Annotated in this window: 27 protein-coding genes; 19 read left to right on the top strand and 8 right to left on the bottom strand. The window is 36.7% G+C overall.

Features of this window, described 5'->3' with window-relative positions; genetic code table 11:
* The first annotated feature begins 7 nt into the window (after window positions 1-7).
* Genes AADJ06_RS03440 through AADJ06_RS03425 form a run of 4 tightly spaced genes read left to right on the top strand, consistent with a single transcriptional unit; the run spans window position 8 to window position 4463 of the window.
* Window positions 8-2548 carry an ATP-dependent Clp protease ATP-binding subunit gene (locus tag AADJ06_RS03440; RefSeq protein WP_341225004.1) on the top strand — a complete coding sequence of 847 codons (2541 nt, stop codon included), beginning with the start codon at window positions 8-10 and terminating at the stop codon, window positions 2546-2548.
* A 15-nt stretch (window positions 2549-2563) separates the two neighbouring features.
* Window positions 2564-3748, top strand: a complete 1185-nt coding sequence (locus AADJ06_RS03435) for a DUF4105 domain-containing protein (RefSeq protein ID WP_341225003.1) — start codon at window positions 2564-2566, stop codon at window positions 3746-3748.
* Between the two features lie 17 nt (window positions 3749-3765).
* Window positions 3766-4287, top strand: coding sequence for a YfiT family bacillithiol transferase (locus AADJ06_RS03430; protein ID WP_341225002.1), 522 nt, complete (start codon window positions 3766-3768; stop codon window positions 4285-4287).
* Window positions 4278-4463 (top strand): FeoB-associated Cys-rich membrane protein, encoded by a 186-nt coding sequence (locus tag AADJ06_RS03425; RefSeq protein WP_341225001.1) that lies wholly within the window; start codon window positions 4278-4280, stop codon window positions 4461-4463. The genes AADJ06_RS03430 and AADJ06_RS03425 overlap by 10 nt, the downstream gene beginning before the upstream one ends.
* On the opposite strand, the gene AADJ06_RS03420 is transcribed toward AADJ06_RS03425, so the two are convergent.
* The 3 genes from AADJ06_RS03420 to AADJ06_RS03410 are packed head-to-tail and all read right to left on the bottom strand — an operon-like array spanning window position 4447 to window position 6724.
* The gene (locus AADJ06_RS03420) at window positions 4447-5214 is read right to left on the bottom strand and encodes a queuosine precursor transporter (protein WP_341225000.1); all 768 of its coding nucleotides are present in this window, start codon (window positions 5212-5214) and stop codon (window positions 4447-4449) included. The two genes, AADJ06_RS03425 and AADJ06_RS03420, sit on opposite strands and share 17 nt — an antisense overlap.
* A complete protein-coding gene (locus tag AADJ06_RS03415; RefSeq protein ID WP_341224999.1) occupies window positions 5214-6023 on the bottom strand; it encodes a redoxin domain-containing protein in 810 nt (269 codons plus the stop codon). The genes AADJ06_RS03420 and AADJ06_RS03415 overlap by 1 nt, the downstream gene beginning before the upstream one ends.
* A gap of 50 nt (window positions 6024-6073) precedes the next feature.
* A complete protein-coding gene (locus tag AADJ06_RS03410; protein WP_341224998.1) occupies window positions 6074-6724 on the bottom strand; it encodes an ABC transporter ATP-binding protein in 651 nt (216 codons plus the stop codon).
* 120 nt (window positions 6725-6844) lie between these two features.
* Between AADJ06_RS03410 and sucC the strand changes: the two genes are divergently transcribed.
* From sucC to AADJ06_RS03395, 3 genes are read left to right on the top strand one after another with little or no spacing between them, the layout of a single operon-like run.
* A complete protein-coding gene (gene sucC / locus AADJ06_RS03405; RefSeq protein ID WP_341224997.1) occupies window positions 6845-8056 on the top strand; it encodes an ADP-forming succinate--CoA ligase subunit beta in 1212 nt (403 codons plus the stop codon).
* A gap of 55 nt (window positions 8057-8111) precedes the next feature.
* Window positions 8112-9458 carry a TIGR00341 family protein gene (locus AADJ06_RS03400; protein ID WP_341224996.1) on the top strand — a complete coding sequence of 449 codons (1347 nt, stop codon included), beginning with the start codon at window positions 8112-8114 and terminating at the stop codon, window positions 9456-9458.
* Window positions 9455-10300, top strand: a complete 846-nt coding sequence (locus AADJ06_RS03395) for a mechanosensitive ion channel domain-containing protein (protein ID WP_341224995.1) — start codon at window positions 9455-9457, stop codon at window positions 10298-10300. The genes AADJ06_RS03400 and AADJ06_RS03395 overlap by 4 nt, the downstream gene beginning before the upstream one ends.
* A gap of 4 nt (window positions 10301-10304) precedes the next feature.
* Here the strand turns inward: AADJ06_RS03395 and AADJ06_RS03390 are convergent, their stop codons facing one another.
* Complete coding sequence (locus AADJ06_RS03390; protein ID WP_341224994.1) at window positions 10305-11138, bottom strand: M48 family metallopeptidase; 834 nt, start codon at window positions 11136-11138, stop codon at window positions 10305-10307.
* 92 nt (window positions 11139-11230) lie between these two features.
* Between AADJ06_RS03390 and AADJ06_RS03385 the strand changes: the two genes are divergently transcribed.
* The 11 genes from AADJ06_RS03385 (at window position 11231) to AADJ06_RS03335 (ending at window position 19576) form a co-directional block, all read left to right on the top strand.
* Window positions 11231-11839 (top strand): fumarylacetoacetate hydrolase family protein, encoded by a 609-nt coding sequence (locus tag AADJ06_RS03385; RefSeq protein ID WP_341224993.1) that lies wholly within the window; start codon window positions 11231-11233, stop codon window positions 11837-11839.
* Window positions 11840-11913: 74 nt separating this feature from the next.
* Complete coding sequence (locus AADJ06_RS03380) at window positions 11914-13725, top strand: M23 family metallopeptidase (RefSeq protein ID WP_341224992.1); 1812 nt, start codon at window positions 11914-11916, stop codon at window positions 13723-13725.
* Window positions 13725-14174 (top strand): thioredoxin-dependent thiol peroxidase, encoded by a 450-nt coding sequence (bcp, locus tag AADJ06_RS03375; RefSeq protein ID WP_341224991.1) that lies wholly within the window; start codon window positions 13725-13727, stop codon window positions 14172-14174. Before AADJ06_RS03380 ends, bcp begins: the two co-directional genes overlap by 1 nt.
* A 94-nt stretch (window positions 14175-14268) precedes the next feature.
* Window positions 14269-15135: a transketolase gene (locus tag AADJ06_RS03370; protein WP_341224990.1), complete on the top strand. Its 867-nt coding sequence runs from the start codon at window positions 14269-14271 to the stop codon at window positions 15133-15135.
* A 15-nt stretch (window positions 15136-15150) separates the two neighbouring features.
* Window positions 15151-16107 (top strand): transketolase family protein, encoded by a 957-nt coding sequence (locus tag AADJ06_RS03365; protein WP_341224989.1) that lies wholly within the window; start codon window positions 15151-15153, stop codon window positions 16105-16107.
* Between the two features lie 57 nt (window positions 16108-16164).
* Complete coding sequence (locus tag AADJ06_RS03360; protein WP_341224988.1) at window positions 16165-16713, top strand: RNA polymerase sigma factor; 549 nt, start codon at window positions 16165-16167, stop codon at window positions 16711-16713.
* 30 nt (window positions 16714-16743) lie between these two features.
* Entirely contained in the window at window positions 16744-17475 is a 732-nt protein-coding gene (locus tag AADJ06_RS03355; RefSeq protein WP_341224987.1) for a hypothetical protein, read from the top strand.
* Between the two features lie 3 nt (window positions 17476-17478).
* A complete protein-coding gene (locus tag AADJ06_RS03350) occupies window positions 17479-17925 on the top strand; it encodes a hypothetical protein (protein WP_341224986.1) in 447 nt (148 codons plus the stop codon).
* 45 nt (window positions 17926-17970) lie between these two features.
* The gene (locus AADJ06_RS03345; protein ID WP_341224985.1) at window positions 17971-18330 is read left to right on the top strand and encodes a DUF1801 domain-containing protein; all 360 of its coding nucleotides are present in this window, start codon (window positions 17971-17973) and stop codon (window positions 18328-18330) included.
* A 73-nt stretch (window positions 18331-18403) separates the two neighbouring features.
* On the top strand, window positions 18404-18790 hold the full coding sequence (locus tag AADJ06_RS03340) for a hypothetical protein (RefSeq protein ID WP_341224984.1): 387 nt from the start codon (window positions 18404-18406) through the stop codon (window positions 18788-18790).
* Window positions 18791-18796: 6 nt separating this feature from the next.
* The gene (locus tag AADJ06_RS03335; protein WP_341224983.1) at window positions 18797-19576 is read left to right on the top strand and encodes a pseudouridylate synthase; all 780 of its coding nucleotides are present in this window, start codon (window positions 18797-18799) and stop codon (window positions 19574-19576) included.
* Between the two features lie 126 nt (window positions 19577-19702).
* Here AADJ06_RS03335 and AADJ06_RS03330 read toward each other — a convergent pair whose 3' ends face one another.
* Complete coding sequence (locus AADJ06_RS03330) at window positions 19703-20170, bottom strand: Dps family protein (protein WP_341224982.1); 468 nt, start codon at window positions 20168-20170, stop codon at window positions 19703-19705.
* A gap of 554 nt (window positions 20171-20724) precedes the next feature.
* Here AADJ06_RS03330 and AADJ06_RS03325 point away from each other — a divergent pair.
* A complete protein-coding gene (locus tag AADJ06_RS03325) occupies window positions 20725-21672 on the top strand; it encodes a PsbP-related protein (protein WP_341224981.1) in 948 nt (315 codons plus the stop codon).
* A gap of 25 nt (window positions 21673-21697) precedes the next feature.
* Here the strand turns inward: AADJ06_RS03325 and AADJ06_RS03320 are convergent, their stop codons facing one another.
* From AADJ06_RS03320 to AADJ06_RS03310, 3 genes are read right to left on the bottom strand one after another with little or no spacing between them, the layout of a single operon-like run.
* On the bottom strand, window positions 21698-22618 hold the full coding sequence (locus tag AADJ06_RS03320; protein ID WP_341224980.1) for a 5-dehydro-4-deoxyglucarate dehydratase: 921 nt from the start codon (window positions 22616-22618) through the stop codon (window positions 21698-21700).
* A gap of 7 nt (window positions 22619-22625) precedes the next feature.
* Window positions 22626-24152, bottom strand: a complete 1527-nt coding sequence (gene garD / locus AADJ06_RS03315) for a galactarate dehydratase (RefSeq protein WP_341224979.1) — start codon at window positions 24150-24152, stop codon at window positions 22626-22628.
* Entirely contained in the window at window positions 24153-25562 is a 1410-nt protein-coding gene (locus tag AADJ06_RS03310; protein ID WP_341224978.1) for an SLC13 family permease, read from the bottom strand. It lies immediately after the preceding gene.
* Between the last annotated feature and the right edge of the window lie 8 nt (window positions 25563-25570).

Below are 25570 nucleotides of genomic sequence, written 5' to 3'. Positions count from 1 at the left end.
ATAATAGATGGAACCCAAATTTTCGCAGAGAGTAAAAGAGGTAATTTCCTTAGCCAGAGAAGAGGCTTTACGTTTGGGTCATGATTACATTGGCACCGAGCATTTAATTTTAGGCATGATTCGCGAAGGCGATGGCATGGGCTTAGAATTAATAAGAAAGACCGGCATTAAAATTACTGACTTAAAGCAGAGTATTGAATCTGCTACACGTGGCACAGCCACTAATAATATTAAAAACCTTGCTAATATCCCTTTAACTAGGCAATCTGAAAAGGTCTTAAAAATCACGCATTTAGAAGCTAAGATTTTCCGTTCTGAGGTAATAGGAACTGAACATTTGCTTCTAGCTATTTTAAGAGACTCTGATAATTTGGGTTGTCAAATAGTTAATCGTTTCAAGGTTAATTACGAACTTATCAAAGAAATGCTAGAATATCAGTTAACTGGAGAAAACCCTAGCATGGAAAATGCCGACACTGACGATGAAGAGGGAAGGTTATTCTCTAGTCCTGGTGGAAAAGGTACAGGCTCAAGAGATTCGAAAACTGAAAAATCAAAAACTCCTATTTTAGATAATTTCGGAAGAGATTTGACAAAAATGGCCGAAGCTGGCAAACTTGACCAGATTATAGGAAGGCAAAAAGAAATTGAAAGAGTTGCTCAAATATTATCAAGGAGAAAGAAAAATAATCCAATTCTAATTGGTGAGCCAGGTGTTGGTAAAACTGCTATTGCCGAAGGTTTAGCTTTAAGAATTGTAGAAAAGAAAGTGTCAAGAGTGCTTTATGGCAAACGCGTGGTAACACTTGATTTGGCATCATTAGTAGCTGGAACTAAGTATAGAGGGCAGTTTGAAGAGCGAATGAAAGCTGTAATGGCCGAAATCGAAAAGTCTCCAGATGTCATTCTTTTCATTGATGAAATTCACACCATTGTAGGAGCTGGTGGAGCTAGTGGCTCACTAGACGCTTCCAATATGTTTAAACCTGCTCTTGCAAGAGGCGAGGTACAATGTATTGGTGCTACTACCTTAGATGAATACCGTCAGTACATTGAGAAAGATGGGGCTTTGGCTAGAAGATTCCAAATGGTGATGGTGGACCCTACTTCGGTAGAAGAAACTGTTGAAATTTTGAACAATATTAAAGACAAGTACGAAGAGCATCATCACGTAAACTATTCGGATGAGGCTATTGCCGCAGCTGTAAAGTACTCTGACAGATACATTTCTGATAGATTCTTACCAGATAAAGCTATTGACGTAATTGACGAAGTTGGAGCTAGAGTGCATATCAATAATATTCATGTTCCTCAAGAAATAATAGACTTAGAAGAGTCTGTAGAGAATATTAAAGTTGAGAAAAACGCGGTGGTAAAAAGCCAGCGTTATGAAGAAGCAGCTCAGCTACGTGATAAAGAGAAGAAACTTATAGACCAACTAGACCGAGTAAAACTAGCTTGGGAAGAAGAAAGTAAAGAAAAGAGACACCTAGTAACGGAAGATAATGTAGGTGAAGTAATAGCCCAAATGACCGGAATTCCTATTAACAAAGTTAATATGAATGAAGGTGAGCGTATGCTCAAAATGGGGGACTCGCTTAAAAATAGAATTATAGGTCAAGATAAAGCTGTAGCCAAATTGGTAAAAGCTATTCAAAGAACCAGAGTTGGTTTAAAAGACCCTAAAAAACCTATTGGCTCCTTTATTTTCTTAGGACCTACAGGTGTAGGAAAAACAGAATTGGCGAAAGCACTTACGGAATACCTATTTGATAAAGACGAAGCTCTTATCAGAATTGATATGAGTGAGTACATGGAGAAATTCAGCATCTCAAGACTTGTAGGAGCCCCTCCAGGCTATGTAGGTTATGAAGAAGGTGGTCAACTTACTGAAAAAGTACGTAGAAAGCCCTATTCAGTAATTCTTCTGGATGAAATTGAAAAAGCTCACCCTGATGTTTTCAATATCTTATTACAAGTATTGGACGACGGTGTTCTTACCGATAGTCTTGGTAGAAAAGTTGATTTCAGAAACGCCATTATTATCATGACATCAAACATTGGTGTACGTGACTTAAAAGACTTTGGTGCTGGAATTGGTTTTGCAACGCAAGCTAGAAAAGACAATCAAGATGAAGCGGTTAAGAGTACTATTCAAAATGCTCTTAGAAAAACATTCTCTCCTGAGTTCTTAAACAGGCTAGACGATGTTATTATATTCAACTCACTTGAAAAAGAGTCTATTCATCAGATTATTGATATTCTTCTGAAAAAACTGTTCGTTAGAATTAACGGATTAGGTTATGAAATTGAGGTAAGTACAGCAGCCAAAGATTTTGTAGCGGAAAAAGGATATGACAAACAATATGGTGCAAGACCGCTTAACAGGGCTATCCAAAAGTATGTGGAAGACCCAATGGCTGAAGAAATACTTAAAGGTGACCTTAAAGAAGGTGATGTCATTTTAGTTGACTACGTCAAAGACGCGGAAGAACTTAAATTTTCTAAAAAGAAAAAGAAAGCTACAGCAGAATCTGAATCAAAATAATGATTTGATATTCGAATGAATAAAAAAATAGGATTACTCATAATAAGTCTGTTACTCTTCACGGGTAACAGACTTTTTTGTCAAACACTGTCTGAGAGCAGTGAAATTTCACTCCTTACTATTGCCCCTGGGCATGAGTTATTTTCCTTTGCTGGCCATACGGCTATTAGAGTAAAGGATACCAAAACAGGTATTGACATCAATTTTAATTATGGTGTTTTTGATTTCAGAACGGAAGGATTTTACCTCAAATTCTTAAAAGGAACACTCCCTTATCAAATTGGAGCCTATAATTTCCAACAAGAAACTCCCTACTGGTTTCAAGAAAACAGAACAGTAACTCAGCAAGTTTTGAACTTAAGCCTAAGTCAAAAACAGCGAATGTTTGATTTCTTGATGAATAACTATCAGCCTGAAAATAGAGAATATCGCTATAAATTCTTTTATGACAACTGCTCTACACGTGTTAGGGATGTTTTAGAATTTGCCTGCGGCGATAGCCTTACCTTTAGTCAAACATTAAATGCTGATAAAAGCTACCGAGATTGGCTGGATATCTATAATAGAAAAAGTAATAATGACTGGACTGAGTTTGGAATGAACCTAGCTCTCGGTTTACCTGCTGATGAAGTAACAGGAGCCAATGGAGCTATGTATATTCCTGATAATTTAATGGCAGCTTTTGACTCGGCTAAAGTGGTTAAAAATGGTAAAATAGAAAGCTTAGTTAAAAGGAAAACAGACTTAAACAATGACAGCATTGACCATAAGTCACTTCTAATCAAACCCTTCATTCTTTTCTGTATTCTGTTTTTAATTATAGCATATTTTACATTCTTAGAATATCAAAAGAAAAAGTGGTTTCTAATTATCGACAAAATACTATTTAGCATAACAGGCATTATAGGTCTATTTCTTCTTGTTCTGTGGTTTTTGACAGACCATGGAGTAATGAATCAAAATCTGAATTTACTTTGGGCTTTCCCATTAATGTTTCCAGCCGTCTTATTTTTAAATAGAACAGAAGGAACCCAAAAAAGCCTGAGCACGCTTTTCTTTATTCAAATGATTTTCGCTTTGATTTGTATTATTGGTTTTTCTTTCTTGCCACAATCTTTCCATCCTGCCTTTATTCCTATTCAGGGAACCGTGCTGCTGAGGTCGTATCTTATTTGGAAAAGAAAGAACCAATCAAACTAATTTATCGTTTTAAGGTTATGGAAAATCTGCAATACCCAATCGGAAAATTCAAGGTCAAAAAAGACTACACAAAGGAAGAAGCTGCTGCGTTTCTTAAGACTTTGAAAGAATTTCCTTCTGAACTTCAGAAGGTGGTTGATGGAATTACGGATGAACAATTAGCCACGCCTTACAGGCCTGATGGCTGGACTGCCCTGCAGGTTATTCACCACATTGCAGACAGCCACATGAATATGTTAACACGCCTAAAATGGACTTTGACAGAAGATTCTCCAAGAATAAAAGCGTACTACGAAGATAGGTGGGCTATTTTGAATGATTACTCCCTCCCATTTCAGCTGTCTATTGATATGCTAAAAGTAATACACGCTAAAGTAGTGGCTCTTTTAGAAAACTTAGACGAAGAAACGCTGAACAGAAGCTACGTACATCCCGAAACGGAATACAGTTTCACATTAGAAAGTGTGATGGCTCTTTATGCTTGGCATGGAGCACACCATATTGCCCACATTAAAATTTGTAAAGGAGAATGGTCATAATAGAAAACTTAGTCATTATAGCCCTAGCTGGTCTAGCATTAGGCTACCTAATTAAAATGATTTACAAGCAATTCTCTTCAGAAGGGACTGGTTGTAGTGGTTGTGCTTCTGGAGGATGCTCATCTATGAACAGTACGCCACTAGACTTCCCAGAAATAGTTAATCGGCAGAAGTAGCAGCGTCAATTAGCTCATCCGAATTTTCTTTCCCGAGCCACTTGTCTATGAGATAATGAGCTAGGTAAATTAGTGGTGTAAGAGCAATAGCTATAAGAAATTTGAAGATATAATTGTTAGTAGAAACCTGACCAACTTGCCCTAAAGACCAGTTCCCAAAGACATAAAATGCTATAAAAATCACAACAAAGGAATCTATCAGCTGAGAAACCACCGTAGAGCCTGTAGCCCTAAGCCAAACAAAACGATTTTTGGTAAACTTTCTAAGTTTATGAAAAACAAAAGCATCCAATATTTGTCCCACTAAAAAGGCAGATAAGCTACCTAAGATTATCCCCAAGCCCTGACGAAATATCATCGCAAAACCCTCATTTATATTTATGGCCTGTCCATTTGAATCAGTTGAATTTACATCCAACCAAAATGCTGCTGGTTTGACATAAACCGCCAAATAAATCACTAGAAAGCTAAAGGTTATCAATGCCGCAGTTAAATAGGAGATAAACTTCACTCCTTTTTTACCGAAATATTCATTGATAACATCAGACACTATAAAAACTATGGGCCAATTAAGTGTACCTGCGGTCAAAGCAAAACTCATGTCAAAACCAAAAATAGAATAACCTGCACCATCGAAGCCTAAGGTCTGGTCAAGGCTAAATATTTTGGCACCAATTATCTCAGCCGTTATGGCATTGGTCAAAAAGATACCGCAGAGGATTATATATAGTTTTTGTTTTTTACTTGTCATTAAATCCCTTGTCTTTTCATTGCAACTTCAAGCTCCTCATAGCTATTTATAACTTTTTTAATAATTCCTTTCTTATTAATAATAAAATGCGTCGGAAAGGAATGAATATTTAAAGTTTCATCTATAAAAGAACGCTCAACTGGCACTACTGAATAGTCAAATTTCTTTTTCTTCAAAAATTTTCTTAAATCATCGGAGGAGTCATAAGCAAGACTTATGAACTCCATATCTTCTCTTTCTTTATAATGGCTAACCATTTTATTTAATTCAGGAAACTCCTTAACACATGCAGTGCATCCAATAAACCAGCATTTAACTAAAACATCCTTATTCTTAATGCTCTCATTAGTAAACTCATTTCCATCCAAATCAATAAAATGAAATTCTGGAAACCTTATACCTTCCATTCTATAATAATGAATTGTAGTGTTTGCACTATTAATTATTGTCTTCTTGATACTTGCGTCAGCCGCTTTTGATAATTTATATAAACCATAAAGTTCTATCGAATCGACTGACGCTAGCTTAACAGGTATATAATTACCAGTTACAAGTGAATCTAGAAATTCTCCTTTCGAAATTGAATCAGAATTATTATTCAATGCTATAAATTCGTCGGATAGCATAATATGATTGTTGTGGTATGACCACCATTTTCGAAAATTTTGTTCAAGATTCTTTACATCTACACCTATAATTTTATAGTCCTCAAATTGAGCACTTTTTTGCTCTAATGACTCTGAACAAGACATTGACACAAAGACAAATAATATATAAACCAAGGTTTTAAAAATGTTCACTTGTATCATAGAGCAATCTATTGAAAATTAATTAAAACTGAATACTCTTGGTGAAAACCCTAAACCACCCTCCCATCTTTAAGCGTAATCACCCTATCCGCCATTTCCGCTAGTTCTTTATTATGAGTTACTATCACAAAAGCACAATTAAACTTTTCTCTTATATCAAGAAGCAAATTATGCAAGTCAAGAGCATTTTGCGTATCGAGATTTCCGGTTGGTTCGTCGGCGAAAATGATTTTAGGCGAATTTATCAATGCCCTGGCCACAGCCACTCGCTGCTGTTCTCCTCCAGAAAGCTCTGATGGTAAATGCTCTTCTCTATCTTTCAGTCCTAATGTAGTTAGTAACTCTATCGCTCTTTCTTTTACTTCCTTTTCACTTCGTTTCCCTATCCAGCCCGGTAAACAAACATTTTCAAGAGCCGTTAACTCCGCCATGAGGTTATGAAACTGAAAAACAAAACCTAATTGTTCATTTCTTAGCTTTACTATTTGCTTTTCAGACAGCGAACTAACCTCCATATTATCCAAGAAAATCTTCCCTAAATCCGATACATCTAAAGTGCCCAAAATTTGAAGCAAGGTGGTTTTACCAGCCCCTGAGGGGCCTACAATAGCCACTATCTCTCCTGACTTGATTTCAAGGTCAATTCCCTTCAGAACTTCTAGTTCGCCGTATTTTTTAAATACACCTTCTGCTTTGAGCATTAATTTCTTTTGTTTTGTTAAACAATATTATCAGTTTTTAGCTTTTGATCTTATGAATGAAACGAATATTTACCTAATTTGCCCAAAAATTAGAAAAGTTCAATTCTCATAATCTCAAATATGAACATTCACGAATACCAAGGTAAGGAAATCTTAGCGAAATACGGGGTAAGAATTCAGCGAGGAATCGTTGCAGAATCACCTGAAAGTGCAGTTACTGCTTATAAGGAAATTGCAAAAATGACAGACTCGAAGTTTGCTGTTATTAAGTCTCAAATTCATGCTGGTGGAAGAGGAAAAGGCCAGATAGTGGGAATGGAGCAACATGGTGTACAGCTAGTTAAATCAGCTGAAGACACTAAAACTGCAGCTTCTAACCTTTTAAGAAATGTATTGGTTACACACCAAACAGGCCCGGAAGGTAAAGTGGTTAACAAGGTATTAATAGCCGAAGATGTTTATTATCCAGGAGATAGTGAGCCTAAAGAATTTTATGTTTCTATACTTTTAGATAGAACTAAAGGCTGTAACGTAATCATGTGTTCTACTGAAGGTGGAATGGACATTGAGGAAGTTGCTGAAAACACACCTGAATTAATTTTCAAAGAGTGGATAGACCCAAGAGTTGGACTTCAAGGTTTTCAAGCTAGAAAAGTAGCTAACAAACTTGGTCTTACGGGTGGAGCTAACAAAGAAATGGTGAAGTTTATCTTCTCTCTTTATAAGGCATACGAAGCTTCAGACTCTGCAATGTTTGAAATTAACCCAGTTTTAAAAACATCAGATGATAAAATTTTAGCTGTTGATGCTAAAGTTGATTTAGATGATAACGCTTTATACCGTCATCCAGAATTATTAGCCCTTAGAGATAAGGCTGAGGAAGACCCAATGGAAGTAGAAGCTTCTGAAAGTGATCTTAACTATGTAAAACTTGACGGAAACGTAGGTTGTATGGTTAATGGAGCTGGATTGGCTATGGCTACTATGGATATCATTAAGTTATACGGTGGAGAGCCTGCTAACTTCTTAGATGTTGGAGGTTCAGCAAATGCTGTTACTGTAGAAGCTGGTTTCAGAATCATTTTAAAAGACCCTAACGTAAAAGCAATTTTCGTTAATATCTTTGGTGGAATTGTAAGATGTGATAGAGTAGCAACAGGTATTGTAGAAGCTTATAAGTCAATTGGCGAAATACCAGTTCCTATTGTAGTAAGATTGCAAGGAACTAATGCCGAAGAAGGTGCTGCAATTATCAATGAATCAGGCTTAAAAGTATTTTCTGCGGTTAAATTGAAAGAAGCGGCCGAATTGATACAAAAAGTTTTAAAATAAGGAGAATTACTTCTAATATTGGCTCCGTGAATTAACCCTTCACGGAGCTTTTTTTATGATACAGATTTGGAATGAAATAAAAGGACTGACCAAAAGGTTTCTTGACTTAGAGTCAGACAGGGCTTCCTATAATGAAATTATTGAGCGAATAGAGGCTGGTGTAGAATTTCGAGGTACTAACCTCTGGATTTTAATATTCGCTATCTTGGTTGCTTCCGTTGGTTTAAATATGAACTCCACTGCTGTTGTCATTGGAGCCATGCTTATCTCTCCTTTAATGGGACCAATCATTGGTTTGGGATTAGGAGTAGGTATTTATGATTTCCAATTAATAAAGAAGTCATTCCGAAGTTTGGCGGCAGCCGTCATAATTTCTGTTTTGGCCTCTGCTCTTTATTTTGCATTATCTCCATTAAGTGACGCTCAGTCAGAATTACTTTCAAGAACCACCCCAACCGTCTGGGATGTGCTTATTAGTTTCTTTGGTGGTCTTGCCGGAATCGTGGCTTTTACTAGGAAAGATAAAAGTAATGCTATACCTGGCGTAGCCATTGCCACGGCATTAATGCCACCACTTTGTACTGCTGGCTATGCCATTGCCACGCTTAACCTGAGCTACTTCATGGGAGCATTTTACCTGTTTTTTATAAACAGTGTATTCATCAGTATTTCAAGTATGATAATTATTCGGTTCTTGAAAATACCGAGTAAAAAATGGGTGGATGAAAAACAACAAAAGAAAATGCGTTCGTATGTTTTCCTTGTAGCTGTTGTGACCATTGTACCAAGTGTTTTCATGGCTGTAGATATCGTAAAACGAAGCATATTCGCTAGAAATGCTAACCTTTTCATTGAAAACGAATTCGATTACCCAGACACAAACGTTATTGAGCATGATGTAACCCCAAAAGACAGTAAGATTGAGGTCTTTCTTTTTGGCTCGCCTATAGACGCCTTTGAAATAAAGCGATTAGAATCTGAGCTTGGAGACTATAATTTGGCAGATGCTCAGTTGATTATTAGACAGAATCAGCAAAACTTTGATTTACCGGATGCTGAGAGTATGCGTACTGGTATTATTGAAGACCTTTACAGAAAAAATGAGGATTTGGTCAAAAACAAAGACGAAAAAATTGGTTTACTTGAAAAAGAACTCTCAGCTTACAAGAGTAATCAACTAATTCAGGCCGATGTTTGTAAAGAATTAGAAGTACAGTATCCGCAAATAGATGCGAGTGCTTTTAATACCATGCTAATCCATCATAAAGATGCAGCCGTAGATACAGTCACCATGGTTTATATTAATGCCGTCAAACCTATTAGAACCAGCGACTTAAAGAAAATGAAAGATTGGCTTAAAGTTAGATTAAAGACTGAGAAAATTAACATCGTTCAAAATTGAATAATATAAAAGACATTCTAGATTTCAGGTTTTTTGAATACAAAGATTATCACTTTGATGTGGCTCACCTAATTATTGTAGCCATTATCATTCTCCTTACAAGGCTAATTATTTTTGGTTTCAGAACTATTCTTACCAGAATGGTCAAAAGCGAAACGCTTGATGCCAGAAACAGTCAAAGTTTTCAATTGCTCTTTAAATATTTCGTCTGGATTATAGCCATCGTACTTATTCTAGAAACCCTTGGAGTTAAAGTCACTATTCTTTTAGCGGGTTCGGCAGCTTTACTTGTTGGTTTAGGTTTAGGGCTCCAGCAAATATTCTCTGATATTGTCTCAGGTATTTTTCTTCTTGTGGAAGGGAGTGTCAAAATTGGAGATATAATGGAAGTGGATGGCGGTTTAATAGGAAAAGTTACCAAAATCAATTTAAGAACCAGCGAAATTCAAACCAGAGAAGGGATAATCATCATTGTGCCAAACCATAAGTTTATTGTAGAAAATGTAGTTAACTGGAGTCATAATGCCACATTGACCAGGTTCTCAGTAACTGTAGGTGTAGCTTACGGAAGTGAACCAGAACTAGTAAAAAGTATTCTCTTAGAATGTGTTGAGGAAAATAAAGATGTTACCCACAACAAAATGAACAAGTCAGTGGTTAGGCTTACCAATTTTGGTGACAGTTCCCTAGACTTTGAAGTACTTTTCTGGAGCAGAAATGGTTTCTTAATTGAAAACACAAAGTCTGATTTGAGATTTAGTATAGTCCAAAAATTCAAAGAGAATGGCATTGAAATACCATTCCCTCAGAGAGACCTTCATGTTAAAAGCGGAAAATTTTAAATTTCTATTTTCCTCCGTACGCATGATAATATTTCATAGCCTTTGGCAATGAGGCTTCTAAATCAGCTATTCTTTGAGCATCTGCAGGATGCGTTGAAAGTAATTGGGGTGGCTTCTGAGAGCCTTCTCCTGCCTTAGCCATTCTTTTCCAAAAATCTACCGCTTCTGCAGGATTATAACCTGCCATTGCCATAAATATTAAACCTAACTGGTCTGATTCTGATTCTTGCTTTCTACTATTTGGTAAAACGCCTCCCAACTGGGTGCCTATACCTAAAACTTGGCCAGCCGTATTCATTATTTGCTCATTCTGAGTAATAACACCTGCTGCTATAGCACCAGCCTGAGTAAGACCTTGAGCCACCATAGCTCTACTCATACGCTCTCTACCGTGCTCTGCTATAGCATGTGCTATTTCATGCCCCATTACCACAGCTATACCATCTTCCGATTGGCATATTGGCAAAATACCGGTATAAAAACAAACCTTACCACCTGGCATACACCAAGCATTTACTTGTTCGTTTTCAACAGTGATAAACTCCCATTTGTATCCATCAATTACAGCACTATAGTTGTTTTGAATTAGATAATCTTCCACTGCAGTTTTTATTCTTGCTCCTACCCTAGCTACTTTTGCAGCATCTGCCTTTCTTAATGGCACCACATTAGAGGTATCTTTGAATCCATCATATTGAGCAAAACTTAGCTCCATCATTTGACCTGCTGAAACCATTCCCACAAACTGTTTTCTATTAGTAAGGGGTACTCTTTGGCAAGACATTGCAATAAAGCCCACTGCAAAAACTGCTAAAAGTAAGTTTTTTGTTTTTTTCATAATTGGTCTTAGTTCTTTCCTTTAAAATAAGGGGTTTGTTATTTGTGTATTTGGTAAATTTGTAAAAAAGATACGAAAGAAAACGAAAAAGGATGAAAATTATCTGTGTTGGAAGAAATTATGTTGATCACATTGAAGAATTAAAAAATGACTTCCCTACGGCTCCCGTCATATTTTCAAAACCTGACTCTGCTATTTTACGCAAAAATGATGCTTTTTATTATCCAACCTTCTCTAATTCTATTCATCACGAGGTTGAGGTGGTTTTGAAGGTGTGTAAATTAGGGAAAAATATTCAAGAAAAGTTTGCTCATAAATACTATGAAGAAATAGCCTTAGGCATAGATTTCACTGCTCGTGATGTACAATCTGAATTAAAAAGTAAAGGCTTACCATGGGATTTAGCAAAGGGTTTTAATGGCTCTGCTCCCATTTCAAAATTTGTCTCAAAAGAAAATTATGATATGAACAATCTTAACTTCAATCTTGAAGTTAATGGAGACAATAGACAAATAGGAAATACATCCAAAATGATTTATTCTTTCGACTACATCATAAGTTTCATATCCCAATATTTTACCTTAAAAATTGGTGATTTAATTTTCACTGGTACTCCAGCAGGCGTAGCAGAGGTGAAAGTTGGAGATAATTTAAAGGGCTATATGGAAGATAAACTCATGTTTGATTTCGACGTAAAATGATTTTTAATGGCTTCTCTATAATTTATTACTTTTTCTTACTCTTTAGTTTTCCTTCTACAAAAACTGAAGTTACAGTGGAAAAAGTAGACCCTTACACCAAAGGCTACTTTATGTTTCCTTTAAGCCCCGGTGTGCAAACCTCTCTTTCCGGCTCTTTTGGAGATTTGAGGGTGAATCACTTTCATGCTGGCTTAGACATTAGAACTGGTGGCGTAGAAGGTAAAAACATCTATGCCGCTGCGGAAGGTTATGTTTCAAGAATCCGTGTCATGAATGGTGGCTACGGAAATGCACTTTATATAACACACCCAAATGGACTCACTACCGTTTACGGCCATTTAAAGGAGTACGCGGGTAGCATCAAAAAGAGAATAATAGCCGAACAGTACGCCCAAGAAACTTTTGTTTTAGACATCTATTTTGAACCTACCGACTTACCCGTTAAAAAAGGTGAATTAGTAGCTTTTTCTGGAAACACAGGAGGAAGTGGCGGCCCTCACCTCCATTTTGAAATTAGAGACCAAGAAGAAAACACTTTAGACCCCGCACTTTTTGGATTTAAAGAAATTAAAGATAACGTTCCGCCAAAAGTTGAATTCATTAGTTTGAAATGTCTTTCAGCAGATGCCAGAATAAATGGTGAGTTTGGCACTTTTGATTACCCAGTAACTAGTACGGGTTCTGGTCAATATACCGTTAATAGAAAAATTGATGTTTGGGGAGATATTGGCGTAGAACTTTACGCCTACGACAAAGCTGAAACAAGTCCTTTTAGATTAGGACTAAAGTACATTGAAGTAAAAAACGACAATGTATCCGAATATAAATTTGAGCTCGGAAAACTAGCATTTCATAATAAGATAGACATGAATTTGCATACTAACTATGAAAGAATGGTGGAGCAAAACAAAAAGCTGCACAAAGGCTATTATGAAGAAGGAAATGAGATGGATTTCTACACCTATAATGCCAAAAATGGACTTATAGACTTAAGAGATAGCAAAAAGCATAGGATTGAGATAAAGCTTAAAGACACTTTTGAAAATACTAGTTTTGTCCAATTCTCACTTAACAGCAATGTCAATCAAGATAAGAGTATTAATTCTGAGCTTAGAGGAGGGGAAACCAGAAAGGTGGATATAAGAGGGCCTTTTATGAAGATTATTAGAAAGAAAACGGACAATAGCTTTTACCTGGTTGATGGGAATTTTTCAAAGGAAATTGAGCCAAGTTATGAAAATGCTACCGAACAGGTTTTTGTTATTAACTTGAAAGAAAACTATTTCTCTAGCTTTATGGATGGGCAGGAAGTAGTTCCTTCGCCAGTACGTGAAGAAGTTTCAAAACGATTTAATACGGTGTTTAGTAGTTCGTTTGAAATTGATTTTAAGAAGGTACTCTACCACCCTATTTATTTAAATTTAGAAGATGCCAATTCTGAATTGAGATTAGATAAGGATGTGCACCCTTTGAGAGGCAGGTTTGATGTAAAATGGAAAAGGCCCGACAAAGAAGAAGCTAAAAACAAGGTTTATCTTATAGGAGGTAGAAGAAGTAGATATGTGGGAGGAAACTGGAATAATGGCACCATTACTTTTCATCCTAAAGAGCTTGGAACTTATGGTATATTAAAGGACCAAACCGCCCCAAGTATCATACCGAGAACTTTGAATGCATCTAAGCTATCTTTTACTATTCGTGATGGTTTATCAGGTATCAAATCCTTTGAATGCCACGTGGATGGGAAATGGGTACTTTTAGAATACGAATACAAGAATGGCTTACTTTGGTCTGAAAAGCTAAATAATGAACCATTTAAAGGTGAAGTAGTTTTAAAAGTAACAGACAATTGTGACAACGAGAAAATATATAAAACGACAATATAATGACATTAAAAATTGGCGATTCAGCTCCTGACTTTAAAACTATTGACCAAAACAGCAAAACAGTAAAGCTTTCTGATTACAAAGGTCAAAAAGTGGTCATTTATTTCTACCCAAAAGACAATACACCCACCTGCACTGTCCAATCTTGTAACATTAGAGACAACTATCAATCTTTCTTAGATAAAGGGATAAAAGTATTTGGAATTAGCACCAGTGGTCATAAAGCTCATCAGAACTTTATAAAGAAATTTGACCTTCCCTTTGATCTTTTATTAGACACTGAGCACGCAATCACTGAATTATATGGTGTTTGGCAAGAAAAAAAGACTTTTGGAAAAACCTATATGGGAACAGTAAGAACCACATTTATCATTGGTGAAGATGGCAATATTGAGAACATTATTTCGGATGTGAAGTCTAAAGACCACTCAAGTCAAATACTTGGCTAATAAGTGTCAAATAGACATTTATTACATTTATCTTTCTTTTGTGGCATAATTCTCTATTTTTGTGCAGTTTTTCAATTCAAACAATACTTTTTAAATGCAAATCAAAGAACTTCAGGACGTAGCCTCACAGGTTAGAAGAGACATTGTACGTATGGTACATGGCTGTGCTTCTGGTCACCCAGGCGGTTCACTAGGCTGTACAGATTTGTTGGTAGCATTATACTTCCAACAAATGAAAATCAATAATAGAAAAGGTAAAGGTGGCTTTCTATCCTTTAAAATGGACGGTGTGGGCGAAGATTTATTCTTCCTTTCTAACGGTCACATTTCACCACTTTTTTACTCTGTACTTTCTAGAAGAGGTTATTTTGATGCTGCAGAAATGGCAACATTCAGAAAATTAGACACTAGACTTCAAGGTCATCCTACTACACACGAAGGGCTTCCTGGTATCAGAGTAGCCTCTGGTTCTTTAGGACAAGGAATGTCTGTAGCTATTGGTACTGCTCTTGCCAAGAAATTAAATGGCGACGACAGAAATGTTTTCGTATTAATGGGCGACGGTGAGCAGCAAGAAGGTCAGGTATGGGAAGCAGCACAGTTTGCACCACACCATAACGTAGATAACCTTATTGCTATCATTGACCTTAACGGTCAGCAGATAGACGGTTCTACAGAAGAAGTAATGGCTAACCGTGATTTGAAAGCTAAATACAAAGCTTTTGGATGGAGAGTAATGGAAATTGCTGACGGAAATGATATGGAACAAGTAGTTAAAGGATTACGTAAAGCCAAAAGAATTTCTGGTAAGGGACAGCCAATCATGATTTTGATGAACACCGAAATGGGTGCAGGCGTAGACTTTATGATGGGTAGTCACAAATGGCACGGAATAGCTCCTAACGACGAGCAGCTAGCCGCAGCCCTAGCTCAATTACCTGAAACTATTGGAGATTATTAAAAACCAGAACATATCATGAAGAAATACACATTCACAGAAAAACAAGATACACGTTCGGGTTTTGGAGATGGCATGACCGAGCTTGGAAGAACTAACCCTAAAGTAGTCACTTTATGTGCAGACTTAGTTGGTTCTTTGAAAACAGCCACATTCATAAAAGAAAATCCAGAGCGTTTTTTCCAAACAGGTATTGCCGAGGCAAATATGATGGGAATAGCTGCTGGTTTAACAATAGGTGGGTTTATCCCTTACCCTACTACTTTTGCCAACTTTGGTTCTGGTAGAGTTTATGACCAAATCAGACAGTCAATAGCGTATTCTGATAAAAACGTTAAAATTGCAGTTTCTCACGCAGGTCTTACTTTAGGAGAAGATGGTGCTACGCATCAAATTCTTGAAGACATCGCTATGATGAGAGCCATGCCTAATATGACGGTGATTAATCCTTGTGATTATAACCAAACGAAAGCTGCCACAATCGCTTTGGCTGACCACGTAGGTCCAGCTTATTTACGCTTTGGCCGTCCGAAAGTGCCGATTTTTACTGACCCAAATCAAAAATTTGAGATTGGTAAAGCATGGATGGTAAATGAAGGAACAGACGTAAGTATTTTTGCTACGGGGCATTTAGTTTGGGAAGCTATACAAGCAGGTGAAGCATTGGCAGAAAAAGGTATTAGTGCTGAAATTATCAATATTCATACTATTAAGCCTTTAGATACAGAAGCTATTCTTAAATCTGTAAGAAAAACTAAATGTGTGGTGACTTGCGAAGAGCACCAAGCAAATGGCGGTCTTGGAGATGCAGTAGCTCAAGTATTATCACAAAACTTTGTAGCTCCTCAAGAGTACATTGCAGTTAATGATTCTTTCGGTGAGTCTGGCAAGCCGGAGCAATTGATGGCCAAGTATGGTTTATCCGCTGAAAACATCATTGAGAAAGCTCAAAAAGTTATCGGAAGAAAAAACTAAAAATTTATTCCTAATTTTAAGGGTTTCCTGATTCATTAATCGGGAAACCCTTTTTTTATGACAACAGAAGAAACAATAAAAGAACTTCTCCTTGATGAGAGTTCGCATCCAGAAGCTTTTCAGCTTATTCTAAAAGAATATAAGGAACGTCTTTATTTTCTTATTAGGAAAATTGTGATTGACCATGATGATACGGATGATGTCTTACAAGAGGCTTTTATCAAAATCTGGAAAAATCTTAAGAAGTTTCGAGGTGATGCTAGTCTATATACTTGGCTTTACAGAATTGGCACGAATGAAGCTCTAACCTTCCTAAGAAGAAGAAAAGATGCTAGGAATATGTCCATGGATGAAAACCCAGAGTTGATGAATTTGTTTGAGTCAGGCAGTTCTACTTTTCATATTACTGGTGACGACATTGAAATAGCTCTTCAAAAAGCTGTACTCCAATTACCTGAAAAACAAAGGATTGTGTTCAATTTGAAGTATTTTGAACACATGACTTATGAAGAAATTTCAGAAGTAACAGAAACAAGTGTAGGTGGATTAAAAGCGAACTATCACTCAGCTAAAAAGAAAATTGAAGATATTTTAGGCAAGCGTTAAACCTTTGTGTCTAATTGACATCTAATAAACGTGAAAGAGAAAAACCAAAATAGTGTAAACAATACTGAAGCCTCCAAAGATTACTTTAAATCTTTGGAAGAAAGCATTTTGTCAAAGGCTCTAGGTGGAGCATTTCACTTGCCTTTGGACGTGAAGCATCCGTTTGTTGCCCCAGAAGGCTATTTCGAAGCTTTTGATAGCAATATTTTGGCAGCGACGTCAAACAACCGTTTTCATTTAGAAGCTGACATTGCTCATCCATATACTGCACCTGAAGGATACCTTGAAAGCCTAGAAGAAAGAGTGCTTAGTGCTACGAGTAGCAATTTCATATTGGAAGAAAACATAAATCATCCATTCTTAGTCCCTCAAGGCTACTTTGAAAAACTTGATGAACAGGTTTATGAGAAGACAATAAATGAAAAAATTGAGCCAGAAAACCCATTCAAAGTCATTTGGAAAAATTATGGGAATATTATTAGAGTGGCCGCTACACTAATAATTGTTGGCTTTTTAGGCTTTAATATTTATAATAATCAGCAGGCTAGTACTACTGCTGAAGAACTAACATTGGCTGAACTTAATACAGAAGCCATTTACTCCTATTTAGAAGAAGAAAACATTGGTTTAGAGGATTTTAACACTTTAGAAAACGCTTTTGATGATGCTTCTTTTGGAGAGTCAAGCACCAGCGAGACTGACGAATTATCGGAAGAGGAGCTTTTACAATTAATTGACTTTCAATTTACAGACGAGATATAAACTATGAAAACCAAACTTATACTTAGCTCATTTTTCCTTCTTATCTCTGTTATGAGTTTTGCCCAAAGGTCTCAAGAAACCATGGACAAAATCAAAGCAATGAAAGTGGGTTTGATAACTGAGAAACTTGAGTTGACATCAGAACAAGCCAAAACTTTTTGGCCTACGTATTACAAGTTCGATAACGAAAAACGAACTTTAAGTAGGACTTTAAGAAACAAAATGAGGTCAAATGCTGGACAAGAACTAACAGAAGCTGAAGAACTGGCAAGGCAAGATGAGATATTTGCATTGAAAGCAAAAGAGGTTGAATTAGCTAAAAAGTATCGTCCTGAGTTTCTTAAGTCTATTTCAGCTAAACAATATTCCGACTTGGTTCTAGCAGAAAGAGAGTTTAATCAAATGCTACTGAGAGAACTCCATCAAAGAAGAAGAGAACGTAAAAATTAAATGTAGATTTCTGAATGTGCCAATTTATGGCATCAACTCTATAACATGAACGACCAGTATTATCTCTCTAAGGAAGAACCTATAAAAAGTTGCTTGCTAACTTTGCGAGATATTATTTTAGCTCAAGATAAACTAGTAAGCGAAACTACCAAATACGGCATGCCATGCTTCTGTTACAAAAAAAAGATGTTTTGCTATCTGTGGACAGATAAAAAGACTGACCATCCGTATATTCTCTTTGTAGAAGGAAAACTTTTAGAGCACCCCAATTTAGAAATAGGAAAACGAGCCAGAATGAAAACATTCTCGGTTAATCCTTCGGACGATTTACCTATAGAAGTCATAGAAATGCTGCTAAACCAGGCTTTGGACTTATACAGAAATGGGACTATCACTATAAAGTAATTATCAAGTTATTCATTTCTCTTTTATCTCCTGTTCTTCCCCATTATCTTTAAAACTCAAAAGAGATGAAGACTTGAAAAAATATAATTACTATTTATTGGTAGCAGGCACTTTAAACGCTTTAACAGCCATTTTACATTTAATAGGTGGACAATTAGATTTGGTAAATCCGATGCTGGAAAGTGGATTAAGTAAAAGTGTTAAAACTCAATTGTTGAGCGTTTGGCATATGGTAACCATTGTACTTTTTGCAACAACCCTATTATATTTCTTATATGCGAAAAATAAGATACGACGCTTCAACCCAAAGTTAATCTCATTCATAAGCTACCTTTATATTCTTTTTTCGTTTTCTTTTATTATTTCTAGTTTCTTTCAAAACGTATTCACAGAACAATGGATTTTACTTTTGCCCATTGGAATATTAGGTTTAGTTGGTAGCAAAAAAAATGGATTTTAGATATAATTGAAAAAAGAAAAACACTTTAACCTATTAAATACTCCTCATAATATAAGTGAGTTGCCAGAACGCTTTACCTACCCGTTCGATTATGACGTACACCCTGTTTGTCAATTAGCAGTTGAGGAACTTCAAAACTATTTAGCTACACAAAAGGATTGGATTCACAACTTTGGTTTAGACCCTGAAATGAAAGGGCCAATCATTGGAAAAATGTTTGGTGTGATGGTCGTCAAAAATATCAATGGCGAATTAGGCTATTTAGCGGCTTTCTCTGGTAAGCTAGCAGGAGGAAATATCCACACGCGATTTGTTCCACCTGTGTTTGACGCCTTAGAGGAAGGTAGTTTTTTAAACATAGGCATGGCGGAATTGACCCAGATGGGTGAAAAAATCAAGTCACTAAAGGGTATAGCCAGAGAAGAGGAAATTGACAAGCTTAAAGAAATAAGGAAAAGTCATTCTCAAAGCCTTCAAAATACGCTTTTCGACCATTATAACTTTCTAAATACTCATGGCGTACAGAAAAACATAAGAGAAATATTCAGCCATAATTTAAACAGCAATCCGCCAGCTGGTGCAGGAGAATGTGCTACGCCAAAATTACTCCAATATGCTTTTCAAAATCAAATGAAACCCATAGCCATGGCAGAGTTTTGGTGGGGACAATCACCTAAATCAGACCAATGGAAGCATGGCGAATTTTACCCGGCTTGCGACGAAAAGTGCAGACCTATTTTAGGTCACATGCTAGATGGAATTTTGATAGAAGATGAGCCTAGGTAAAATACTTCAAAATCCACCAATCCATCTACCCTCAAATTTCAAGCAAAAAAATCAAAGATTATTTAGGGTTTACCACTCTCCAATAAGTATGAAATCCTCAAACCAATTTCTTTAAATTCACTGAAATTATCTCAAATAAGAATTTAGCATCCATAAGGTTTTCTCTGTTTGAGAAATATAATCACTCATCAAGCTTACGGTACCTTCATCTTCAGCATCCGCTGCTAAAGAAAGAATTACACGCTCTTTTTGTATCAAAGTAGAGAAGTTTTTAACCACAATTTCAATACCTTGCTTACCTACAGTAACACTTTTTTCTTCTTTAATTTCTGCTGTTTCCAGGTAATCAGAAAATGTATGTAAAGGCTCCGCTTCTAAAGTTAATATACGTTCGGCTATTTCATCCACTTTAAGAATGGCATCGTTATACAACTCTTCGAATTTCAAGTGTAATTCAAAAAACTCTCTACCTTTTATGTTCCAGTGTAGTCCTCTTAAGTTTTGATAAAACAACTGATAATTAGCTAATAAATCATTTAGCTTATTGCTCAATTTTTCTGCCTTGTCCTTGTCTATTCCTACTAAGTTCTTCATACTTTTCTTTTTGTTTTTATAAAGGTAATTCCGATTTGATTAATTTAATGTGACTTTGGTTACTTCGCTCGCAGGCATTAATGGTTTTGACCTAAAACGACATTTGTAATTTCGTTTCCAAAGAATAGCTAATAGAGATTACACCTAAAAAGAGTGTAGCCTTTCCATATTGAGGGTGTCTCCCTATTGCCCTTTTTATACAAACCTAGTTGCTCCTTATAGTAGCAGATGATTACTAGTGATAATAATTGCAGGTCTTTTCTTGCTCTGTTATTAGTTACAGCTAATTCATGAATCAAGTATGGAGAAAACTCCACCAAAATCTTTAATATGACGAGCGGTTATAATTTCCAATACAAATTTATCTTATCGGCAAATAATCATCTAATATAGAAATTAACTAGCTTACTAATTTTCATATATATCTAAACTAAGTTGAGGCAATAGTCCTTTTTAAGACACTTAGTGCGACCGAATAGACCATTTAAACTGTTGCTTTCTAGAACTATTTTAATATTTTTGAGCAAATCGAAATTATTGCTATTTGGGAAAATATGATATACAAAGTTAGGTACACAGCTTTTCTACTTTTCATTTCTTTTATCAGTTTTGGACAGGTATTACCAACAGAGAAATCCGAGAACCATGTCCAAATAGAAGGGACTAACATATTCATGATTCCTCCAACCGAATTTGAATCCTCCAGTAATTTCAAAGGCTTTGCAAAACCTTTGGACCAAACCTCTATGATTATGGCAATTGAAATCCCTGGACCTTACGCCGAAATCACAAAGGGCTTCGACTCTGAAGGACTAAAAGCAAGAGGAATGGAGTTGAAAAGCAAGAAAAGCATCAAAGTTAATAAGTTCGATGGCTTACTAATTAAGCTAGACCAAGCTGCCAATGGAATGATATTTTCGAAGCTACTTTTAATCTATGGAAATGAAACACAAACCACCTTTATAAATGGTGTTTACCTTCAAGACAATACGGTTTTAGGAGAGAAAATTAAAGAAAGTATACTGACCACTGTTATAGATACAAACTTGGAAATCAACCCAAGAGAAGCCTTAAACTACACCATAGATGAGGGTGTAAGCACATTAAAGCTTCACTCTGTAATGGGAAATGCGATACTTTTCAATAGAGACCTAAAAACTCCAACTGAAAGCCCTGACAAGGCGACACTAATTGTTGACAAGTCTTTTGCTAAAATGGCAATCCAAGATAAAAAATCGTTTTGCATCTCAAGGCTAAAAGAATACCCTGAAAACTATAATATTATTGAGAACAGAGGAATAAACGATATTAAAATTGACGAACTCAAGGGTTTCGAACTTTTTGCCCAAACTAGCGATAACGCCACTGACGAAATGTATCAGGTTATTCTGTTTGACTCAGACAACACGTACTACATTTTTGTGGCTAATTATTTAGCCAGTAGCAAAGAAACCTTTAAAGAGATTCAAAGCATTATCAAAACCTTTAAAAGAAAGAAATAAGATTCCTCACACTCTGGCGAGTGTTTTACCTTTTAGCTAGTTCATTTGCCTTGCTAATTAAGCCTTCTAGAATTTTAGATTCTTCCGCATTGGGCATTACTAAAGGAGCTCTTACATCACCCGCACTCTGGTCTATCAGTATAGCCCCTTCTTTAATAAGGCTAACCGCATAACCAGACTTCTTACTTCTAAGATTCACAAATGGAATAAAGAACTCTTTGATAATTTGCGTCACAATTTCTTTTTCTCCTGCACGCAGAGCTTTATAAAAGCAAATAGCCATATCTGGTACAAAATTAAAAACCGCCGAAGAATAAGTATTGACACCAATAGCTAAATAAGCTTCTGAGATAATCTCCGCAGTGGGCACACCACCAATATAAACCAGCCTATCTCCTACTGTTTTAATGATTTCATTCAGCTCCTGCATATTTCCGGTGCCGTCTTTTAGGCCAACAAAATTCTCACACTTATCCGCCAGCTCTTTTATTTCTGGTGCTGATAAAATACCATTCCCTCTGTTATAGTAAATTACTGGTAATGATGTACTATTCATAATCGTTTCCGCATACTTTACCAAACCATCTTTAGGGCATCCTGTTAAATATGGTGGCATTAATAAAAGGGCGTGAATGCCTGCTTCTTCTGCCATTTTAGCAAATTCTATAGACTCAGGAATGCTTCTACCTACACTCGAAATTACAGGTAAACGTTCCCCTACTATCTTTGCAGCACTATGAATTATTTGACCATATTCTTCTTTTGACAAAGAGAAAAACTCGCCCGTTCCGCCTGCTACAAAAACAGATGAAATCTCTTTTGAACTAAACCATTCTAACCTGTTTTCATAAGACTTCTGGTCAAAATTCCCTGCCGAGTCCATGTCTGTAATAGGAAAAGATAAAAGGCCATTGCCTAAGGCATCAATAATTTTCTGTAAGTTCATTACTTTTTTATGTTAACGGACCTGGATTGAAAAGTACCAAGTCATTATGTAATTCTAGTTTATCAGCTGCCACCTGCATTTTACCGCTGGCCACATCCAAAATCATTTTAAAAAGCTCCCAGCCCATTTCTTCAATAGATTTAGTTCCTGAAGCTATTTGTCCTGTATCCAAATCTATTAGGTCAAACCACCTTTTACTTAAAACAGAATTGGTACTAACCTTAATTACAGGAACTTCTGCAAGTCCATAGGGCGTTCCTCTACCAGTCATAAATACGTGCATATTCATGCCTGAAGCTAGCTGTAGTGTTCCACAAACAAAATCACCTGCTGGCGTAGCTGCAAAGTTCAATCCTTTCTTCCTTATTTTTTCACCGGGTCCTAAAACGTCAACAATGGGCGAGGTACCGGACTTCGCAATAGAACCCAATGCTTTCTCCACTATGGTACTCAGACCGCCTCGTTTATTCCCTGGCGATGTGTTGGCACTTCTGTCTGCTTCGCCCAATTTTAAATAATCATCATACCACAGCATTTCTCTTTTTAAGGCTTCAGCTACCATTTCATCCACAGCTCTTGGTATTAGTAAATGTATGGCGTCTCGCACTTCTGTTACCTCGGAAAACATCACACTACCACCAGCACTTACAATGAGGTCCGCTGCAAAACCTGCGGCTGGATTAGCCGTAATTCCAGAAAATGCATCACTACCACCACACTGCATGCCCACCACTAAATCAGAAGCTGGGCAGGTTACTCTTTTCCTTTTATTTAAGACTTTTAAATGCTTTTCAGCCAAATTCATAACATCATCCACTATCGCCATGAAGCCTTCGTTGGACTCACTTTGCATGTAGAAGACAGATGTATCGTCACTAGCATTATTAACAATACTTTCAGGTCTTAATTTTTCACAGCCCAGCCCAATAACCAAAGCGTGACCACCAAAATTTGGATTTAATGCTATATTTTTCAATGTCCTTATAGGCACAATAGCCCCTGGAGCGTTAATGGCCACCCCACATCCATAGGAATGATTTAGTCCTACCACCCCGTCTACATTTGGGTATTTTGGAAGGAACTCTTTCTTTATTTTTTTTACTACAAATTCTGTTAAACCCGCTACACACTGAACGCTGTTTGATATAGCAAGTAAATTTTTAGTACCTACACTTCCGTCAGCATTTTTATATCCATCAAAAGTGTATCCTTCTAAAGGTGTCGTTTTTTGAACCGTAGGTTTTTTATATAAAATACTATCTAAATCTGGCGGAACAGGAAGCGATATTTTATGCTCATTCACCCAGTTTCCTGCTTTTATATCTTCTATGGCGATTGCTATTTTTTGACCGTATCTGGTAATACTCTCTCCCTTTAATATATCTTCTATGGCTACTTTATGCCCCATTGGGATATATTCTTGTACTATCAGCCCGTTTTCTAATGCAGTTCCTTTCTGCAAGCCCTTGGCATGTGGCACCACAGCCACATTATCCAAATCAGATAATTTAATTACGAGTATTTCAGCCTTCATTTATGCAAAAGGAAATAGGGTTGACAAAATCATAATAGACACTAAACCTGCTAAAGCCATGACCATAAGTAAAGCAGAAAAATGCCTCAGTGTCTCTTTTACTTCCATCCCACTCATTTCAGTGATTATCCAAAAAGCACTATCGTTCATCCAAGCAAATATCTTAGAACCACAGCCTATAGCTAAAGCTAAATATACAGGATGAAAGGTTAATTCTGCATTTACCACGCCACTCATTACACCCATAGCGGTAATCATGGCCACCGTAGCAGAACCCTGTGCAGACCTAACCAGAGCTGTAATAACAAAAGCCATTGGCAATAATGCCACTTGATAATTTGATGCCATTGCTCCTATTTGAGAGCCTATTCCGGTTTGTTGTAACATTTGACCGAAGGCTCCTCCTGCCGATGTTATCAGAATAATCATTCCGGCACTAGTTAAAGCCTCAGTTATATATTTCTTAAATAAGCTTTGGTCAATAAGATGTTTCCATAAAATCCATAAGGACAAAATAGCGGCAATAAATAAGGCAATATTAGCATCGCCAATGGTCTCAAAAACGCCTTTAGCAAGGCTATCCTTTGCTAACCAAACGGATGAAAAGGTATTGCCTGTAATTAAAAACAAAGGAAGAATAATAGGCAGCAGCGACCATGATAAGGATGGAAGTTCTGATGTTGACTTTAATGAAAACTTCTCTAACTCCTTCACACTAATATCTGCCGTGTCTCTCATTGGTAAATCCCATCGTTTATTGGCCCAGAGGGCATATAAATAACCCGCCAGAACAGTTATAGAACCAATTACCAGACCTCCTATTATCATAGCTCCTAGGTCAATTCCCATTTCTTCTGCTACAAATAGCGGTCCTGGAGTAGGTGGAATAAGCGAATGTGCCATAACTCCACCAGCAATAATGGTCATTAAGTAAAGACTGAATTTGCGTGGTTCGCGAATGGTCAATGTTTTGACGAGTGGTATCATCAAGTAAAACACAGTATCAAAAAACACAGGAATAGCCAATGTAAAACTACCTGAAAGTAAAGCTAGGGAGGTGTTCTTTTTTCCAAATAGGTTTAACAAACCTCTTATAATGCGATCGGCAGCACCGCTTCGCATGAGCGAAGTACCTATAATAGACGCTAAAGCAATTAGAATTCCAATTTTAGCACTGGTGTTTCCGAAAGCTATAGCGAGCCGCTTACCCACGGTCAAGTGTGTAAGCGAAGTGATTTCTGCCGAAGACATTCCTTTTTGCTCTCCGAACGCCATTATCATTTCAGGCGTGGTAAGTAAAGCTGTTAGAAGAGCCGCAATTAATAGAGAAATAGCAGCATGAAGTTTTAAACGAATGATACAAAAAAGTACCACCGCAGTGGCTATCAAAATAATAAAGATAGAGCTCATGCTATAAT

The organism is uncultured Arcticibacterium sp., assembly GCF_964021845.1.
In the GTDB taxonomy this organism is placed as follows: Bacteria; Bacteroidota; Bacteroidia; order Cytophagales; family Spirosomataceae; genus Arcticibacterium.
This window is presented reverse-complemented; position numbering and strand designations above follow the sequence as displayed.